General features: G+C 36.9%; 12 protein-coding genes. 7 read left to right on the top strand and 5 right to left on the bottom strand.

Annotated elements, in window-relative coordinates; translation table 11 throughout:
• Window positions 1–53: 53 nt before the first annotated feature.
• Both AC3HD6_RS03090 and AC3HD6_RS03085 read left to right on the top strand, forming a co-directional pair.
• Entirely contained in the window at window positions 54–1262 is a 1209-nt protein-coding gene (locus AC3HD6_RS03090; RefSeq protein WP_488895015.1) for a PepSY-associated TM helix domain-containing protein, read from the top strand.
• 11 nt (window positions 1263–1273) lie between these two features.
• Window positions 1274–3397: a TonB-dependent receptor domain-containing protein gene (locus AC3HD6_RS03085; protein ID WP_488895014.1), complete on the top strand. Its 2124-nt coding sequence runs from the start codon at window positions 1274–1276 to the stop codon at window positions 3395–3397.
• 117 nt (window positions 3398–3514) lie between these two features.
• Here AC3HD6_RS03085 and AC3HD6_RS03080 read toward each other — a convergent pair whose 3' ends face one another.
• The 3 genes from AC3HD6_RS03080 to AC3HD6_RS03070 all read right to left on the bottom strand — a co-directional run bounded on the left by AC3HD6_RS03080 (window position 3515) and on the right by AC3HD6_RS03070 (window position 9687).
• Window positions 3515–4717: a DUF4374 domain-containing protein gene (locus AC3HD6_RS03080; protein ID WP_488895013.1), complete on the bottom strand. Its 1203-nt coding sequence runs from the start codon at window positions 4715–4717 to the stop codon at window positions 3515–3517.
• Between the two features lie 6 nt (window positions 4718–4723).
• Window positions 4724–7084 carry a TonB-dependent receptor gene (locus AC3HD6_RS03075; RefSeq protein ID WP_488895012.1) on the bottom strand — a complete coding sequence of 787 codons (2361 nt, stop codon included), beginning with the start codon at window positions 7082–7084 and terminating at the stop codon, window positions 4724–4726.
• A gap of 476 nt (window positions 7085–7560) precedes the next feature.
• A complete protein-coding gene (locus tag AC3HD6_RS03070; protein ID WP_488895011.1) occupies window positions 7561–9687 on the bottom strand; it encodes a type IA DNA topoisomerase in 2127 nt (708 codons plus the stop codon).
• 733 nt (window positions 9688–10420) lie between these two features.
• Between AC3HD6_RS03070 and AC3HD6_RS03065 the strand changes: the two genes are divergently transcribed.
• From AC3HD6_RS03065 to AC3HD6_RS03045, 5 genes are all read left to right on the top strand, one after another.
• A complete protein-coding gene (locus AC3HD6_RS03065; RefSeq protein ID WP_488895010.1) occupies window positions 10421–11419 on the top strand; it encodes an EamA family transporter in 999 nt (332 codons plus the stop codon).
• Between the two features lie 18 nt (window positions 11420–11437).
• Complete coding sequence (locus AC3HD6_RS03060) at window positions 11438–12466, top strand: methionine ABC transporter ATP-binding protein (protein ID WP_488895009.1); 1029 nt, start codon at window positions 11438–11440, stop codon at window positions 12464–12466.
• Window positions 12459–13115 (top strand): methionine ABC transporter permease MetI, encoded by a 657-nt coding sequence (gene metI / locus AC3HD6_RS03055; protein WP_488895008.1) that lies wholly within the window; start codon window positions 12459–12461, stop codon window positions 13113–13115. The genes AC3HD6_RS03060 and metI overlap by 8 nt, the downstream gene beginning before the upstream one ends.
• Before the next feature lie 82 nt (window positions 13116–13197).
• The gene (metQ, locus tag AC3HD6_RS03050) at window positions 13198–14004 is read left to right on the top strand and encodes a methionine ABC transporter substrate-binding lipoprotein MetQ (protein ID WP_488895007.1); all 807 of its coding nucleotides are present in this window, start codon (window positions 13198–13200) and stop codon (window positions 14002–14004) included.
• 285 nt (window positions 14005–14289) lie between these two features.
• The gene (locus tag AC3HD6_RS03045) at window positions 14290–16548 is read left to right on the top strand and encodes a glycoside hydrolase family 3 C-terminal domain-containing protein (RefSeq protein WP_488895006.1); all 2259 of its coding nucleotides are present in this window, start codon (window positions 14290–14292) and stop codon (window positions 16546–16548) included.
• 81 nt (window positions 16549–16629) lie between these two features.
• On the opposite strand, the gene AC3HD6_RS03040 is transcribed toward AC3HD6_RS03045, so the two are convergent.
• On the bottom strand, window positions 16630–17019 hold the full coding sequence (locus AC3HD6_RS03040) for a hypothetical protein (protein ID WP_488895005.1): 390 nt from the start codon (window positions 17017–17019) through the stop codon (window positions 16630–16632).
• Window positions 17020–17133: 114 nt separating this feature from the next.
• On the bottom strand, window positions 17134–19317 hold the full coding sequence (locus AC3HD6_RS03035) for an outer membrane beta-barrel protein (RefSeq protein WP_488895004.1): 2184 nt from the start codon (window positions 19315–19317) through the stop codon (window positions 17134–17136).
• Window positions 19318–19378: the final 61 nt, after the last annotated feature.

Here is a 19378-nt window from a genome sequence, read left to right as displayed (position 1 = left end):
TAAAGTTATATTTGCAGTTCATTATTTTTAATAAGACTAAATAACAATAGAAAATGAAACAAGCTGGTAAGAAAAAATCTAAAGGGACCTTCAAAAAATATATTCTAAAAGCTCATTTATGGCTTGGACTGCTTTCCGGTATTATTGTTTTAATCGTTTCTTTATCAGGTGCTTTTTTCGTTTTCAATGAAGACATTACCGCTATCCTACGAAAGGAGGACATCTTCCACGGGGAAAAAGACATTCAGCATAAAAAGCCTATTCCTTTACGAAAGTTAAAAGATCTGGTGAATGCCCAACTGAAAAATGAAATTGTAAAAGCAGATGAAGTCACAATTCCTATAGATCCTTCCCGTTCTTATCAATTTGGATTAGTTAAAGGTAATCCTGATGGCTGGAATCACTTCAACAGCATTATTGTCTATAAAAATGTTTATGTCAACCAATATACCGGAAAGGTACTTGCCATATATGATGTCAAAAACAATCCTTTCTTTATCTGTATGGCCCTGCACCGCTCACTGCTGCTAAGTAACAGTGTAGGGGGTACCATCGTGGGAGTATCTACTATTATCTTCGTAATTATGCTGATTACCGGGATTATACTTTGGTGGCCGAAGAATAAAAAAATGCGTAAACAGCGTCTATGGTTCCAATGGGAAAAGGTAAAGGGCTGGCGGCGTAAGAACTACGACGTACACAATATCGTTGGTTTTTATGCTTCCTTTCTTGCCATTATTGTAGCTATTACCGGGATTATGTATTCGTTCCGCATTACTCAAATGTGGGTATATGTATTACTTAATGGTTTTTCCTCGGCTACGCCAGATTTCAGCCAATACAAAACAACGGCTCCGGAATCTGTTGAAATGGCAACAACTATCGACCGTGTTATAGAACAGGTAAAGATTCATTATCCGCAGGCTTATTCCTTTGGAGTCGATCTGGAAGATCATGCTGAAGCAGACCACAAACATGAAAATTTAAGCATCTGGATCAAGGAAAAGGAATTTACTTATGCAGAGTCTTCCATGATGATTTTTGACGAACATTCGGGGAAGCTTCTGTTTAACCGTTCACACGAAGAAAAACCTATGGCTGAAAGAGCTACAGATGCTACCTACGATTTGCATGTGGGAGCCTTCTTCGGGATGCCCGGAAAAATATTAGCATTTATCATGAGTCTGTTCTGCGCCTCGCTGCCCATAACCGGGTTTATGATTTGGTGGGGACGTAGAAATAAAAAGAAAACAACAACCTAAAATCTATTATCATGAAGAAGCATTATATGTGGCTCCCTTTAATGGCGAGCTTGAATGCCTACGGGCAAACAGAAAATCTGAACGATTCTTTGCAGACAGAAAAAATTTCAGAGATTAGCAGTGTTGTACTAAAAGGTAACAAAGCGGTCTTTCAGCAGAAAGCCGACAAAATGATTTTTAATGTAGAAAATAGTGTGTTGTCTGATGGAACTACTGTATTGGAAGTATTGGGCCAAACACCAGGTGTAGTCGTTTCACAGGACGGAGAACTCTCTTTACGTGGAAAGAAAGGAGTAAGTGTTATGATTAATGGGAAATTAAGTTCTCTATCCACCAAAGAATTGGCTAACTTACTTCGCTCTACCAACTCCACTTTAGTAAAAAATATTGAAATTATTGCCAACCCTTCTTCCAAATATGATGCTGCCGGAAATGCAGGCATCATCAACATTGTCCTTAAAAAAAGTTCACTGGAAGGAATGAGCGGTAACTATTACCTTAATGGCGGAAGAGGCCGTAAAAACAGAGTTAATACCGGACTTAGCCTCAACTATACCCACAAGAAACTATCCCTGCACGGAGATTACAGCTATACCTTCCGTGGGGAGGAGGAAAGACGAAACTTTAATCAGATTTTCTTTGATGAAAAACAACCTCAGCAAATCATTCGGACGACAGATCAAAACTCAACAACCAATGAGCCTTTAACCTCTAATAATTTTAAATTTGGTGCAGATTATGCATTGAGCGATAAAACCACGATAGGGGCTTTATTTGATGCGAAAATAGGCCGATATGAAGATTTCTCGAATGGCGAAAACAAAATATTTCAACCTGTAGACAATCTGTTTGTTCATGTACTTTCCGGTAATGCGAGCAAAGAAAACTGGTATGATTACACCTATAATGTAAAGGGTACACATCTCTTCGATGATAAAGGCTACAAGGTAGATCTGGATCTGGAATATGAAACATCCCGCTTCACTTCCCGCCAGAATCAGCTTTCGGATGCATTAGTGAATCAGGGAACAGAGAAATTTAACAATAGAAAAGGAAGTATTGCCTCCCGTCTGAAAGTCTTCAATGCTAAGGCTGACTTTACCTTGCCTTTTAGTGAGAAGCATAGCCTGGAAACAGGGTTGAAATCTACCATAAAGTCTAATAATAACCCTTCGGAGTATCTTGTACAGCAGGGTGAAGAATGGATCAATGATGATAAAGCAAGTAATGAATATGAATACAAAGAGCAGATACATGCATTGTATGCCAATTACAAGCTCAATCTAACAAAATGGACATTCCAGCTAGGATTAAGAACTGAAATGACCCATACGGACATCAACCAGAAAACATCCCGGGAACAGCGAAAAAGAGACTATACCAATCTGTTTCCAAGTGCCTCCGTAAAATACCAGGTGAATGATCAGCATGGATTTTATGCATCATACAGCAAAAGAATCAACAGGCCGAGTCATTTCGATCTGAATCCTTTCCGTTTCTACGATGATCCATTCAACTACTGGCAGGGAAACCCCAACCTGAATCCTGAATTTACCCATGCAACAGAATTGGGGTATACATGGGGGAAATACATTATAGCATCGGCCTATTTTAGTGTAACTAATGATATCATGACAGAAGTCTACAACTACCAGCCGGACACAGGAATTCTGGTAAAGACTCAGGACAACCTGAACAAATCTTATGTATATGGCGCTAATATCACCGCTACAACAAAGCTTTTCAGCTTTTGGTCGCTTACTTCCATGTTTAATATATTCAACAATGAATATAAAGGGAATTATCAGAATTATTCGGTAAACAGTTCACAGCTGTCATTTACCCTGAATGCACAAAACAGTTTCAGTATTATGAAAGGGCTAAAAGCAGAGGCTAATGCCCAATATTTTTCAAAATCAAACATTGGTCTGTATATCCGTGATGCTTATTTTGACCTGACATTGGGTGTTTCAAAAACATTATGGAAGGATAAAGCAACTTTAAAATTGGCAGTGACAGATTTATTAAAAACGAATAATTACCGTGTTACCGGAAATAACTTCAGTTCTACTATCCGACAAAAATACAACCTGGACAGCCGGGTGGTAACATTGTCTTTCAATTACAAACTTTAGTCTTACTTACAGCCTTGTCAAGGTTTATAACCTTGACAAGGCTCCAAAAAAAGCAGTTCTCAATAATTTTGAGAACTGCTTTTTTATCAAATCTAATGATCTATTACTATGCTATAATTAATCATAAAATTTATCAAACCTTGCAAAACCGGAAATATTATCAGGAAGCTTCATTCCTTTAGTTATTTTATCCGTCTGCAGATCATAGATCCATACATAGTTTCCTCCTTTGCTGGCATTTACAGCAATGTACATTTTTTTATCCTGAACAAACATACCTTGTTCATAAGGTTCATCACCCGGTAGTTCATCCAATACACGGACTAACTGTTTGGTCTGAAGATCTACAATAGCATAACGTCCATTGTAAGCATTTCCTAATGCCGGATCGCGGTACAGAACAACCATCTTATTATTACCGATATAATCGATCATTGTTTCCAGCGGATTACCTCCCACAAGATCTGTAAGGTTGATATCAAATCCTGCATCAGGCGAAGCAGCTCCCTTAAGAATCCTGAAAAGATGAATTTTACTTGTTCCGGCTCCCACACGTAGATAACACGCGTAATAAAAGGCTTCATTATCTTTTCTGAAAGAGGTTTTAAAATAAGGAGAACCGTTAGCTGTCCCGGAACTTCGGATATCCTTTACCGAATTTTTTACTTTGAAGGTATTATAATCTATTACAGCAAAGTTATAATAGTCCGGTGTAATCCATTTTCCGTTACGGAAACTATACTGCATATAGATATATCCATCCATATAAGTTATAGCACCTAGAGTATAGAAATTATAATCATTAGGGAAAGGTTCAAATCCTTCAATCTCTCCCTGGCGGATAATGCTAAGATCTGAAGCATTGAAAACACTATAGCGGACATGCTGACCATCACCAGTTTCCCCTACAACAACTAAAGTATTATCATCTACCCATACATAACTGGAAATATCACTGATATAAGTGTAAGGAACTTCTTTTACTGTAGTGAGCTTGTCCTGGGAATATTTAAACTTTTTGAAGATTCCCTGATCAGTTTTATAGTTATAGATAAAACCGTTTTTTACAATATAGGAGTAGGTTCCTTTGGAGTTGATCTCGTCACCTTCTTTGGTAATATCCATTGCACCTTTTGTAAGGTCATTGGTAGCCGTCATATAATGAACGGTATTGGGCCAGCTTCCTAACGCGGAAAGCAGAAAATATTTATAGTCTTTTTCACCGCTTCCGGAATCCCCGTAATCTGGTTCGCGTTCACAGCCAATGATGGTTAGACATGCAAGTAGTAAAAATATACTGTTTCTGAAATATTGTGTCATGATCTTTTACTTAAATAGGTATCTGAATTTTATATAGAAAGCACGTCCCTGCTTCTGAAGTTTGAAATTGTCATATGCCAGTGCATCGCTAAGGTTGGTAACATCGAATGCTACATTATATCTTCCGTTCTTCATAGAATAGCTGATACCAATGTTATGCAGTGTTTGTCTTGGGATAATCGGAATATTCCTTGGATTTCCATAGGTTTTCCAGTTTTTGTAGAACCATTCAGTCATCTGCAGACCGTAGTAAAGTTCTACACGGCTTTCTTTCTGAAACCAGTCATCTTTACCAATACTTACATTCAAATTTCCAAATAACCAAGGCTGATTCGGGACATCTTTTTCGTAAGTTGCTGAAATGACATCATTACTGTTGTTGGCAAATTTTGTATTGTCATATGCTTTATTGTAGCTCACATTCATTAATACATTCAGGAGTCTTTTGTATTGATAGCTTAATTCACCTTCCAATCCACGGGTAAAAATATTGGACAAATTTTCATATTTGAAGGTACTGTTGTACAAATTAGGAACAGTATAAATAAAATCCTTTGTATCACGAATGTATCCTGCTCCTTCGATACGGAAAGCATGCTGCCCCCAATGGTGGCTGAAGTATAGTCCTACATTGACGTTATCACTGGTTTCAGGCTTAAGATTCATATTACTGGTTACGGCTACTCCATCTCCAAAAATTTCTTGCGGTTCTACCAAACGATAAGAACGTTCGAATGATCCTTTTATTCCTAGTCCTTGGGTAATCTTGACCGTTGTCGCAAAACCGTAGCCCCAATTGCTGAAATTATCCTTTACCGGATTATCGGTTCTCGTTACCGGATCAAAAACCATTTTCTGAAGTCCTACACTGTAATATTTACCAAAGAAAATATTAGTCCAGTGCTTATTGAAAAATTCCTGTTGATAAGCCATAGACAAAATCTGCTTGGTCATTTTAGCAGGGGGCACATCTTTTTTCTCCTCTTCAAGCTGATTGAACGTGGTATTCTTAAGGTAATCGAGTACATAATTGAAAATAAGCTTATGATGATCAACGATTCTGTAAGTTGCCCCTACTTGTGAGTAAAGACGGTCTTCGTACTGCATGATGATACTTCTGCCTCCTTTTTCACTGGTAGCAGAAGCTACATATGTGCCATCCCAGCTATATTTACGCATAAGGGTATCGGTTGCTTTCTGAACACTTTTAGAGAAACCGGCATATACATTCACATCCAGATGGTCATTGAAAAGGCTCGTCTTTTTATACTTCATAAAGTAATTTTGAGCTTCCCCGTTTTGCTTTACTCCACCATAAACAACGTCCTGGTTGGAGCCTGTCTGTATCTGCTTGTCGAAAACCGATTGAGATGCACCAACAAAGAAGGAATCTGCCCAGCTTTTGTTTTCTAACCCAATTTCAGCCATTCCAAAAACAGACTGATACCGATCGTTAAAACGTTTTAGATTTCTGAGTTCATATTCGTTTTTTGCTGCGTTCCATATTTTCATATCCTTCATCAGATAGTTGTTATCCGAATGGTTATAAAAACTGTTGACACGTAAGATCAACCCTGTTTTATCATCTTTAAACTGCCCGTTCAAGTTGATACGCTGGGTATTGAAAGATCCTAAACTTATTCCTGCATCCAGATAATTTTTGCTGCTGGAAGGCGTAATGATATTTACAGCACCTCCCATAGCATCAGTACTCAGATGAATAGGAACTACTCCTTTATAAATCTCTACACGATCGGCCATATTTACAGGCAATGTACTCAGGTCTACTCCTTTCCCTAACATTTCCAGGGGAACACCATCAATAAAGAATTTCACCGCTTTACCAGACATTCCATTGATGGAAAAGTTATAATCAGAACCTACACCACCCTGCTGACGGACTTTAATCCCAGTGGTTCTGTTCAAAACCTGATTAAGATCGGCGGTGGTATTGGCTAACTTGGCTACATCTATAGCATTCACAGTAAAAGCACCGTCCTGCAGTGCTTTCACTTTACCTTTGCCGTGTACTATGACTTCTTTTACAACCGACTGATCCTCTGCCAGTAGAATACTTACCGGAGATACTTCACTATTGAAGTTTACTTTCTTTCTGAACTTTTTATAGCCATCCAGGCTGAAGATCAATATTGCTTCTCCCTTATTATAACTAATTCTGAAATTTCCGTTTTGATCGGTTTGTGTTTTAATTTTTGTGTTTTCTACAGAGATGGATACTCCGCCTAATCCTTGTTTGATGTTATTCTGTACAACTCCCTGAACTGCAAAACCAGTGTCTTGTGCCTTGATATGAGAAATGGAAAGTGTAAAAATGAGAAAGATAAAAATACGTTGATATAATTTCATTATTTATAATTATTATAAATAGCAAAATTAAAGGTTACCTATGAATCCCCAAAGAAAAAGGTCTCTTTATTTTTAATTATTCTAATTAGTGTTATTGATTTTTCAATATAATCAAACTAAAATGAAACATAAATAACTAAAAATCAATAAACAAAATTAAACACATTCTAAATCCATTTTTTAGCAGCATGAAAAAAATCATCTAAAAAACAAAAAATAAATTTATAAATTCTCACTAATCTCCCGAAATTCTGGTAAAAAAAATAATGTAAAGGTGATTTTATAGACTTAAAGTACCATTGCTTTTTATCATCTTACAGACGCTTGAATACAGAGAGATAAGTACACTTTAGATGAAAATAAAATTTCATAAAAAACGCTGGATAACTTTATGTGCGCAAAGCATATAACTTCTAGTAGCTTAGGTGTTAAAAAAAGTTTTTGTAACTTTTCTGTCTAGCATAAAGCTGGCAGGATCAGCTAAGCTGTACCTGGAAATCATCAGGTAAGGAAAGTACACCTTCTGTGAGTCCTTCAGGATGGGTGGTAAAGCCTTTCAATTTTGAAGTTTTACCTTTTAAAACAAGATCTAAAAGCTGTTTATCTGAAAGCTTTTTGCCAAAGATTTCGAAGGTTATCTTAAACACACAATTTTTAAAGTCAGAACATCCCACTGCAGTTTTCCCCTTGATCAGATTATGTTCCTTACATTTCGGGCACTTAGTTTCTTCCCAAGACTGAAGTTCTTTTTTCTGGGCAGGTTCTCTTTTTTTCTTTTCCTTCACCTCTTCTTTCTCTTCATCCTGCAGGGTAATCACTTTCCCTTTTCCGTAAACTACTTTATCCGTAAGTTCTGTTACCATCTGGATCAGTTCTTCTTTGAAAAGGTTGGCTTCATACTCGCCTTTTTCAATTTTACGAAGTTTTGATTCCCATTCACCAGTCAGTTCCGGGCTCTTTAAAAGTTCGTCTTCAATAGTATCAATCAGCTGAATTCCTGTTTGAGTGGCAATCAGATTTTTACGCTTCTTTTCAATGTACTTTCTTTTGAAAAGCGTTTCGATGATATTCGCACGGGTGGATGGCCTTCCGATCCCGTTATTCTTCAGCATTTCGCGTAATTCTTCGTCTTCTACCTGTTTTCCGGCAGTTTCCATGGCTCTCAGCAGGGTTGCTTCTGTATAAGGTTTTGGCGGAGTGGTTTTCCCTTGGTGAATCATTGGATCGTGAGGACCGGTTTCTCCAACAATAAATTCAGGAATAGTTTGTTCTTCCTCTTTTTCTTTTTCCTTATCTGTAGATTCTTCTTTCGGTTCTTTAGCATATACAGCTCTCCATCCTGGTTCCAGAATCTGTCTTCCGCTGGTTTTGAAAGGAATAGTTCCTACTTTACCTTCTACTAAAGTATTTGAAATTTTACATTCCGGATAGAAAACAGCAATGAAACGTTTTGCAATCAGATCATAAATCAGTTTCTCTTCCCTGCTTAAGTTCTGAGAAGGAGGAACTTCCGTAGGAATGATGGCATGGTGATCGGTTACTTTGGTATCATCAAATACTGCTTTTGATTTTGGAATCGGAGCTTCCAGTAAAGGGGCAATCAGTTCCTGATAGGGGTACATTTTTTTTAGAATCCCTTCTATTTTCGGATATAAACTGTCTGATAAGTAAGTCGTATCAACACGCGGATAGGTTACATGCTTCTTTTCATAAAGACTTTGAACATAGTTCAAGGTATTTTCTGCAGAATACCCATATTTTTTGTTGGCTTCTACCTGCAATCCAGTTAAGTCGAAAAGCCTTGGGTTCTTTTCTTTTCCTTCTTTAATTTCGAAAGAAACAATCTCAAACGGATTTACTTTAAGGTATTCCAGTCCTTTTTCTGCTCTTTCTAAAGTTTTAAGACGATCAATCGCCGCATTGAAAACTACCTCACGATATTTCGTTTTCAGTTCCCAATATTCTTCTGTCGTAAAGGCATCAATTTCTTTCTGACGCTGAACCAGCATCGCTAATGTAGGAGTTTGTACTCTTCCTATCGAAAGAACAGCTTTATTTCCCCCAAATTTCTTGGTAAAAAGTCTTGTCGCATTGATTCCCAATAACCAGTCTCCAATAGCTCTTGCATTTCCTGCCAGATATAGATTTTTATAATCCTCTGCCGGTTTAAGGCTTGCAAAACCCTCTTTAATAGCATCTTCCGTCAAAGAAGAGATCCATAACCGCTGAATGGGTTTAGTACATTTTGCTTTCTGCAATACCCAACGCTGGATGAGTTCTCCCTCCTGCCCTGCATCCCCACAGTTGATGACCTCATCACATTCTTCGACCAATCTTTCAATCACTTTAAACTGATTTTCAACCCCTTTATTCGGGATCAGCTTTATTCCAAAACTGCTGGGAATAATGGGCAGTGAAAATAAATTCCAGGATTTAAATTGTGGTCCGTAATCGTGAGGTTCTTTCAGGGTACAAAGGTGCCCGAATGTCCATGTTACGCAATAGCCATTTCCTTCCATATAGCCCTGTTTAGATGCAGTAGCACCTAACACTTTGGCAATATCTCTGGCAACACTTGGCTTTTCGGCAATACATAATTTCATGAACTCGGGTTTAATGAAGGAGTGCAAAAATCGGGATTTTTTTTGACTTTAGCTAATTAAGTTCACACTTCAAAGTTGATCAATTATTTTTCGAGTTTCAAGAAAACTAATAGTCGAAAGGAAATTTTGAAATAGTAACTACAAACAATTATTTAAATTATACTATTAATCTGTCTGCTTATAATTTTTTTTAAATTCATATATCATAAATTCATACAGATTAGAAATGGTTAATACTAAGTAAAAGATAAAGCTCAATATTCCCGCTCAAACTCAATTAAAAAAAATTACGCAATTCACAAAAAATTCAATTTATTTTACCTTATTCACAACATAAAAAACTCAAAAATTTATTTAAAAATGAATCAAAAAATGGAAAAATAAATTTCAATGATGATAAAATATAAAATCATAAAAATTTAAAACACTGAAAACAAACACAATAAACTATTAATAATAATTTAATATTCAAAAACCCTACTTTTTTAGTGGACTAATAGAATTTATATTATATATTTGCAAACGTATTCAGGAAATAAAATAAAATGAGCACAAAAATAACAAATACCACAACCAATAAACACATCATTAAAAACATGATGAAGGATATGTGTATGCATGTGCATCAAGAATACTGTGGGTGACCTTACTTTTAATATGACATACTTTCGAAGGCCCTACCGAGTTGTAGGGCCTTTTTTTATTTAAAAACCAAAACATTAAAAAAATAAAAATGAACAATTCTAAAAACAAATGGCTGGTTCCATTGGCATTTACAAATATCTATGTAATATGGGGGATTACGTTTTTAGCTATTTCATTTGGCTTGAAAGGTTTTCCACCATTCATTCTTTCGGGATTAAGATTTCTGGTAGCAGGGATTTTGATGATCGGATATCTTCTGTCTAAAGGAGAAAAAGCAAATTCCTTGATTAACTGGAAAAAAAACGCAATCACCGGAGTTCTCATTCTTACCGGCGGAACAGGTCTTGTAGCTTGGGGTGAACAATATGTCACTGCTTCTGAAGCTGCAATTTCTATAGCGACAGGGCCTTTTTGGTTCATTGCTATCGACAGAAAAAACTGGAAATATTATTTCTCAGATAAATTTATTCCGATAGGATTAGCGATTGGTTTTGTAGGATTGATCTTTTTCTTAAAAGGAAGTGTACATTCGACAGCTGCACATGCCGCTGCTGATCCTCAACTTCGTATTACCGCTTTTGTGGTATTGGGATTAAGCTCTGTTGCATGGGTTTTAGGATCTTTATATTCCAAGAAAAATCCTGCCTCACAATCTACCTTTATGAATATTGCCCAACAACTTATTGTAGCGGGAGCTGCTGCTTTTCTAATCGCTTTATTCAGAGGGGAATTTACTGATTTTTCGGTCTCAAACGTACCTGTATCGGCATGGGCAGGTGTTCTGTTTTTGATCTTCTTTGGATCGATAGTCGCTTATTTGTCGTACATTTGGCTGTTGTCCGTGAAACCCGCTGCATTAGTAAGCACCCATACTTACATTAACCCTATTGTAACGGTTATTGCCGGATGGCTTGTGGCCAATCAAAGTATCAATGGAGGCCAGTTATATGGTTTGGCAATCATATTGCTGGGAGTATTGCTGACCAATGTGACCAAGTATTTTAAACTTTCAAAACGGTCTAAGGTCAAAATCAGAAGAGTTAGAAGATTTTTTAACAGGGCAGGCAAGAGATATCAGCCTATTTAAATAGTATAAAACATCAGAATGATAGAAATCAAAAACATATCAAAAACATTCCACCAGAAAAAACAGGCATTTAAGGCACTGGATCAGGTAAGCCTTAATATTGACAAAGGAGATATTGTGGGAATTATAGGGTTTTCCGGTGCCGGAAAAAGTACCCTGATCCGTACCGTCAATCTGCTGGAAAGACCGGATGAAGGACAGATCATTATTAATGGAAGAGATTTCACCCAATTAAGTTCAAAACAGCTTGCTGACGAACGTAAAAAAATAGGAATGATCTTCCAGCATTTTAATCTTCTTTCTTCAAGAACTGTTTTTGATAATGTAGCACTTCCCCTCGAGCTGGATCACATCAGCAAAGATCAAATCAATAAAAAAGTCAACGAATTACTGAAAATTGTAGGTCTTGAAGATAAAGCTAATGATTACCCCAAAAGTCTTTCCGGGGGCCAGAAACAAAGAGTGGCCATTGCAAGGGCTCTAGCCAATGATCCTCACCTGCTGCTTTGTGATGAAGCAACCAGCGCACTGGATCCGGTGACCACTCAATCTATTTTACAGCTGCTAAAGGATATTAATGTGAGATTAGGGATTACAATCCTTCTGATTACCCATGAAATGGATGTCATTAAAGCAGTTTGTAACCACGTTGCCGTAATCGACAAAGGAAAACTATTAGCCAAAGGAACTTTAAGTGAGATCATTTCAAACCGGGAAAATCCGGTGATCCAACAATTTATAAATTCAGACGTCATGACCCTGCCACAGGAACTCAATATCAGACTACAGAAAGAGCCAAAAGATGGCTTATTTCCACTGGTCGAAATAGAACTTAGCGAAAATATTAGTGTTGAACAGATTCTTTCGGCATTATACAATGAGCATAAAATCCCATACAAACTTTTGAAAGCAGATGTAGAATATTTTGGGAATTCTAATTTTGGTAAACTACTTTTGCAACTTCAAGGAGAGGCTGAGGAAAACCAAAAAGCCATTTATTATTTTAATCAGAATAAAATTCAAAATACAATAAAAGGATATGCTTAGTGATGCGGTACTTGCCCTTTTGGCAAAAGGAACCTGGGAAACGGTTTATATGACATTTGTGTCCGGATTTTTTGGATTTGTTTTAGGGCTTCCGGTGGGGATTCTGCTATTTTTAACAAGAAAAGGACAACTGTTGGAAAATGCAGCCTATTACAGAGCATTATCCATTATCGTGAATATTTTTCGTGCGATCCCTTTCATTATTTTAATTGTGTGGATGATTCCTTTCACAAGGATTTTGGCTGGGACATCTATTGGTGTGAATGCCGCATTGGTTCCATTAAGTGTAGGTGCTGCTCCTTTTATTGCAAGATTGGTTGAAAACAGCCTTATCGAAGTTCCTCAAGGATTAATAGAAACAGCAAGAGCATTAGGAGCTTCCCCTTTTCAGATCATTAAAAAGATTTTACTTCCGGAAGCGCTTCCTTCATTAATTAATAATGCTACCATTACTTTGATCACATTAGTGGGGTACTCTGCAATGGGAGGTGCCGTAGGTGCCGGTGGATTAGGCCAGGTTGGATATCAGTATGGATATATCGGATATGATATCGTGATTATGAATACTGTTTTGATACTGCTTGTTCTTTTGGTATTTATCATCCAGTTTATGGGAGACAGATTGTCTAAGAGGTTTGACCATAGATAAGTTTGGGCTTGTAAGGTTTGAGAGTAAGTGAGAGGTGAACAAAGGAGTTCTGTACCTTATACATATTATTAAAAAGAATAGAATGAAAAAAATAAAGATTTTAGGTTTAATAGCTGCCGGAGTATTGTTTTTCAGCGCATGTTCAGGAAGAAAAGATGATCCGAATTTCATCCGGGTCGGAATTACTTATGGACCGGAGCAGGAAGTAGCAGAAGTGGCTAAAAAAGTAGCCAAAGAAAAATATAACCTTGAAGTAGAATTGATTCCTTTCAATGATTATGTGGTTCCCAATGAAGCTTTGGTAAATGGTGATATTGATGCCAACGCTTTCCAGCACGCTCCTTATTTAACCGAACAATCAAAACAACGGGGATATAATCTTGCTATTGTAGGAAATACCTTTGTCTACCCTATTGTTGCCTATTCTAAAAAAATTAAAAACCTTAGTGAACTTCAAAACGGAAGCACCATTGTTATTCCTAATGACCCAACGAATGGCGGCCGTTCCTTACTTCTGCTACAGAAAAACGGTTTGGTGAAATTAAAAGCTGGTGTCGGATTACTTCCAAAAGTGACTGATATTACAGAAAACCCAAAACAATTGAATATTATGGAAATTGAGGGAGCGCAAATCCCTAGGGTTTTGGATGACAGAGATGTTGTAGTGGGAATCATCAACAATAATTTCGCAGCACAGGCCGGACTGGATTCGGAAAAGCAAGGAATATTCAAAGAAGATAAAGATTCACCCTATGTTAACCTTGTCGTAGCAAGACAGGATAACAAAAACAGCCAGAAAGTAAAAAACTTCGTTAAAGCTTACCAATCTGATGAAGTGGAAAAGAAAGCCCATGAAGTTTTTCAGGGAGGAGCTGTGAAAGGTTGGTAATGAATTGCAGAGATAATGTTAAAGTTTAAGGTTTCATGTTCAAGGTTTAAAGTTGTTTTCCATTCAGTTGCCATTGACGATTCACTTGCGAAGCAAAATTGATTATTAACATCAAATCTTACATCTCTTCATCTATTCTCTTTTAATCTCTCTCCATATTTCTACCTTCTAAAAAATCTGTCACAAATCTGTAGGCAGTTTTTTTATGCTTTAAAATTTATTTTCTCAATTTGAGATAATATAAATTTTTTGCTTATTTTTGCTTCAATCCAATAAAAAGGCAATATGTTAAAGAAAACCGCCATTGTAAGTTTATTCACCCTTATTTCTGTTTCTTATATGGCCCAGAACACGACTCCCGTTTATTTAGATGAATCAAAACCTGTAGAACAACGTATTCAGGATGCCCTTTCCAGAATGACTCTGGAAGAAAAAGTAGCAATGCTTCATGCACAGTCAAAATTCAGTTCTCCCGGTGTTCCGAGATTAGGAATTCCGGAATTCTGGACCACTGACGGCCCTCACGGGGTACGTCCTGAAGTAATGTGGGACGAATGGGATCAAGCCGGATGGACCAATGATTCCATTATCGCCTACCCTGCCCTGACTGCTTTGTCTGCCACCTGGAATAAGAAAATGTCCTGGAACTATGGTAAAGCATTGGGAGAAGAAGCCCGCTACAGAAAAAAAGATATCCTGCTGGGACCCGGTGTCAATATTTACAGAACTCCTCTGAATGGGAGAAACTTTGAATATATGGGCGAAGATCCTTATCTGACTTCAAAGATGGTAGTTCCTTACATCAAAGGGGTACAATCTAATGGGGTAGCGACTTCCGTAAAACATTTTGCTCTGAACAATCAGGAAATGTTCCGCCATACCAGCAATGTAAATGTGGATGACAGAACATTATATGAAATATACCTGCCTCCATTCAAAGCAGCAGTGACAGAAGGAGATTCGTGGACAATTATGGGTGCTTATGATATGTACAAAGGTCAGTATGCCAGCCAGAATCAATATCTTTTAAATGATATTCTGAAAAAAGAATGGAATTATAAAGGTGTAGTGGTGTCAGACTGGGGAGCGGTTAACAATACTGAACAGGCTATCCATAACGGATTGGATCTTGAATTCGGATCCTGGACCAATGGCCTTTCTGCCGGAACTAAAAATGCCTATGATAATTATTATCTGGCAAAACCATATCTTGACCTGATTAAAGCAGGAAAAGTGGGAACTAAAGAGCTTGATGATAAGGTAACCAGACTGCTTCGCCTTGCTTATAAAACCACTATGAACAGAAACAAGCCTTTCGGAAATGTAGCTTCTGAGGAGCATAAAGCAGTAGCTAAGGAAATTGGAGAAGAAGGAATTGTATTGTTAAAAAATCAAGGAAATGTACTTCCTATCGACCTTAACAGAGCTAAAAAAATCGCCGTTATTGGTGAAAATGCGATCAAGATTATGACTGTAGGCGGTGGATCATCTTCATTAAAAGTAAAATATGAAACCCTTCCTTTAGACGGAATAAAATCAAGATTTGGAAAACAATCCGATGTCCAGTATGCCAGAGGATATGTAGGAGACATAGGTGGTGAATACAACGGGGTAAAATCCGGACAGGACTTAAAAGATAGCCGTTCTGAAGCCGAACTTCTAAATGAAGCTGTAGCATTAGCCAAAAAATCCGACTACGTAATTTTCGTTGGCGGATTAAATAAAGCAGACTTCCAGGATAGTGAAGGAAACGACAGAAAAAGCTATGGATTACCATATAATCAGGATAATGTCATTAGAGCTTTAGCCAAAGCAAATAAAAACCTGGCTGTAGTTTTAGTTTCCGGAAATGCTGTTGCTATGCCATGGATTAAAGAAGTTCCAACCGTTTTACAATCATGGTATCTAGGTTCTGAAGCTGGAAATTCCATTGCTTCTGTTTTAGCCGGTGATGCCAACCCATCAGGAAAACTTCCGTTTACCTTCCCTGTAAAGCTTGAAGATAACTCTGCACACCAGCTTGGAGAATATCCTGGTCAGAAAGAGGAATTGGCCGCAGGAAAAGGAAAAGATCAGAAAAACCCGATCAATATCACTTACAATGAAGGGATATTTGTAGGATACCGCTGGCATGATACCAAAAACATCAAACCTCTTTTCAGCTTCGGACACGGATTAAGCTACACAACGTTTGAGTTCGGAAAAGCTAAAGCAGATAAAAACGCCCTATCACTAAACGATACCATCACTTTTACGGTAACGGTTAAAAATACAGGAAAGAAGGCCGGAGCAGAAGTTGCCCAGCTTTACATCAGTGATTTAAAATCGTCTGTACCACGTCCTTCCAAAGAATTGAAAGGGTTTGAAAAAGTATTTTTAAATCCCGGAGAGGAAAAAGAAGTAACCTTTACCATTGATAAGTCTGCTTTAAGTTTCTTTGATGCCCAAAAACACGAATGGGTAGCAGAACCAGGAGATTTTGAAGCTCAAATAGGAAATTCTTCTGATGCTATTAAAACGAAGGTGAAGTTTACCTTGAAGTAACCTTACTTATATATTTCTAAAACGAATGCCCGACTAAACTCGGGCATTTTTTATATCAAATTTTAATGTATCTTCTTAAAATTATTTGCGAATAAAACTTAACTCACTCCCCATAATAGTATATGTCAAAGTAGTTTTTGTGACTTTATATTCACAACAAGAAAAATCGTCTCCTACTTCATTCACACAAAGTTTTCCGTTTTCAATTTTCCATTTCGTTTTTTTGCTAGCGCGACCTTGTTTACTAATCATTACACCACCAGGAGCAAATGTCTTTGTTAAATCATTTTCAACTTTCTGACCATCTATTTTATGGATTTTCCAGGTACCTTCAATACCGTTACCCGCATTATTTTCAGCCAAATGAATAGAATTTTCAGTAATTACGTCAGATGGATTCTGACCCAATAGAGCAGCTGTCCCTAAAATTAATCCAGCCGCAACAATGAAGCTTAATGTTGTTTTTTTCATGGTTATTTTTTACAAACTTAAGTATATGTAATGATATAACCAATAAAAATTACGCCGTCATCAATAAAAACAGGTTCCAAAACTGAAACCTGCTTTTATATTGAACTCACTTTTTTATTTTGCCCCTCCTGCATTTTTTTCAACATCCGTTTTGGTATTTTCCTTCACCTTCTGGTTTCCGAAACGCTTCACAAAAGTAACATTCACTCCATACCAATCCCATAATTCATATCTTCTGACCGTTCCGCCCTGATTGTAAGTAATATCATCAGAATAAGGTCGTTTAAAGATGTTCATCAGCTGTATACTGGCTTCCATCTGTGTTTTAGGAAATATTTTCGTAATGGAAATATTGTGGAATACATTGGTATTATTAGCTTGAGTATTTCCATTGTTCTGATTGGAGATTTCCATCCAGGCACTCAGGTTAATATTTTTATTGAAAAGATTTGTATAAGAAAGATTGGCAGAACCACCCCAATAGTTGATATAGGCTCTCCCTCCGATATCATTTTTTAAATTAAAATCATGATTATCAATATAGTACCAACCGAACCCAACATTCAGATTCAGCTTATTTTTAAGAAAATTCTGATTGGTATTGGCAAAAATGTAATATTTCTCAACTTTCCCATTGAAATTTCCTGGGAAAGATACATTTCTTCCTCCTTCACTGGAATAAGTGGTCCAGTAATCCTGATTGGTATGCATATACCTTGCAGAAATAAAATACTTTTTCAGGATTCCAAACTTCAGATAAAGCCTGTCGTTAGGATTAGGATTCAGATCCATATTTCCTCTGGAATACGTTCCGTCAATAGATGGAGTTAAAAAAGGATTAAATTCCGAATACCAAGGTCTCCAGATTTTGCGGTCATAGGTAAGACTCAGATCATATTTATCTGAAAAATTATATTTCAGCAATAAGTTAGGGAGAAAAGTACCATAACCGTCTTTTCTTTCGGTTCCCGCTACATCTTGTCTTACTTTAAAATCAATATATTCATATCGAAGGCCTATCCTGGTTTCCAATTTCTTGAAAAACGTTTTACTATAGTTGGCGTATACAGAAGTAATATTATCCTCATAATGAAATTTATCCCTGGTTGAGAGCCCTGCATATTCAGAAGTCCCCAAAGAGTATCCATAAAGATTATTAGGAATTACATGATTGTTGAACTCTGTTTTTCCACCTACTTCCATGGTTCCCCAGGATTTACCTAATGGCTGGGTATAATCTACTTTCAGGTAATAATTACGCATCTGCCCATTATTTATTGATCCTATTTCTTTAATATTCGGATCGTTCAATATTGTTTTATTGATGAGCTCATTATTATCATTTCCGGAATAATTGGTTCCTAGATTAATATCTAGAATTCTGTTTTTCTCTTTATCATAATATTTATAAAAAGCATTAGTGCCCAGATTACGGTAAAAGCTATTCGCACTTTGAGCCTGATGATAATCAATAAAATCCTTTTTCAGATTATCATACTCTCTTCCGTCTGTATCTGATAAAGATAAACCCCGGCTTTGATAATACTCCAGAACAATTCCTATATTATTTTTATCATTAAGCTCAAATTCGGAAGTAGAGGAAAGTGATGGAGTCTCACTTCTGGATATGGTTTGATAGCTTAAATCTCTATTCAGCGTATTGTCTGCATAAAACACAATATTACTGGACCCTTTTTGTACATAATTATTATTAGAATAGCTTCCAATCAGGGTCTGCGTAAATTTCTTTTTGTGATAATTCAGGTTAAAGTTGGAGTATTGTGTATTTTTTGTACTGTGTCTGTTACTGAGTGAAATACTTCCTTTTAATCCTTCATCATCACGTTTCTTCAAAACAATATTGATCACGGAACCGGAAGCTTCATATCTTGAAGACGGACTTGTAATCACTTCAATTTTCAGTAGATTATCTGCCGGAATCGTTTTAAGATATTCCTTTAATTCTTTTCCTGTAAAAACTGATTTTCTATCATTGATATATACGGTTACCGACTGTCCTTCCGCTTTTATAGCATCACTATTATCAATACTTACCAAAGGGGTCATTCTCAGAACATCCCAAGTTGTATTTCCAGCTACAATGGCGCTGTTGGCCACATTAAAAACAGTTCGGTCTACTTTAGACTCTACGGTTGGTTTTCTTGCCACAATAGTAACCGCCTCTATTTCTTTTGCATTTCCCTTTACAGTATCCTTAGCAGCCGGATCTGGAACCTGTGTCTGAGCCAACGCCAGAGAACCTGTTAATGCTGCTATAGAAAATAATATTCTTTTCATGTGAAATCTTAGTTTTTATCTATAAGACCACCATACTATAACATTTGTTACATCAAAAAAA

It is taken from the genome of Chryseobacterium sp. II3a (assembly GCF_057815135.1).
Note: the sequence above shows the minus strand (reverse complement) of the source record. Positions and strands in the feature narration are given on the sequence as shown.

Coding starts and splice junctions, on each gene's coding strand:
- AC3HD6_RS03070 (WP_488895011.1), bottom strand. CDS start 9,687: ATGAAATTATGTATTGCCGAAAAGCCAAGTGTTGCCAGAGATATTGCC.
- AC3HD6_RS03080 (WP_488895013.1), bottom strand. CDS start 4,717: ATGACACAATATTTCAGAAACAGTATATTTTTACTACTTGCATGTCTA.
- AC3HD6_RS03060 (WP_488895009.1), top strand. CDS start 11,438: ATGATAGAAATCAAAAACATATCAAAAACATTCCACCAGAAAAAACAG.
- AC3HD6_RS03090 (WP_488895015.1), top strand. CDS start 54: ATGAAACAAGCTGGTAAGAAAAAATCTAAAGGGACCTTCAAAAAATAT.
- AC3HD6_RS03085 (WP_488895014.1), top strand. CDS start 1,274: ATGAAGAAGCATTATATGTGGCTCCCTTTAATGGCGAGCTTGAATGCC.
- AC3HD6_RS03075 (WP_488895012.1), bottom strand. CDS start 7,084: ATGAAATTATATCAACGTATTTTTATCTTTCTCATTTTTACACTTTCC.
- AC3HD6_RS03040 (WP_488895005.1), bottom strand. CDS start 17,019: ATGAAAAAAACAACATTAAGCTTCATTGTTGCGGCTGGATTAATTTTA.
- AC3HD6_RS03065 (WP_488895010.1), top strand. CDS start 10,421: ATGAACAATTCTAAAAACAAATGGCTGGTTCCATTGGCATTTACAAAT.
- AC3HD6_RS03035 (WP_488895004.1), bottom strand. CDS start 19,317: ATGAAAAGAATATTATTTTCTATAGCAGCATTAACAGGTTCTCTGGCG.
- AC3HD6_RS03045 (WP_488895006.1), top strand. CDS start 14,290: ATGTTAAAGAAAACCGCCATTGTAAGTTTATTCACCCTTATTTCTGTT.
- metI (WP_488895008.1), top strand. CDS start 12,459: ATGCTTAGTGATGCGGTACTTGCCCTTTTGGCAAAAGGAACCTGGGAA.
- metQ (WP_488895007.1), top strand. CDS start 13,198: ATGAAAAAAATAAAGATTTTAGGTTTAATAGCTGCCGGAGTATTGTTT.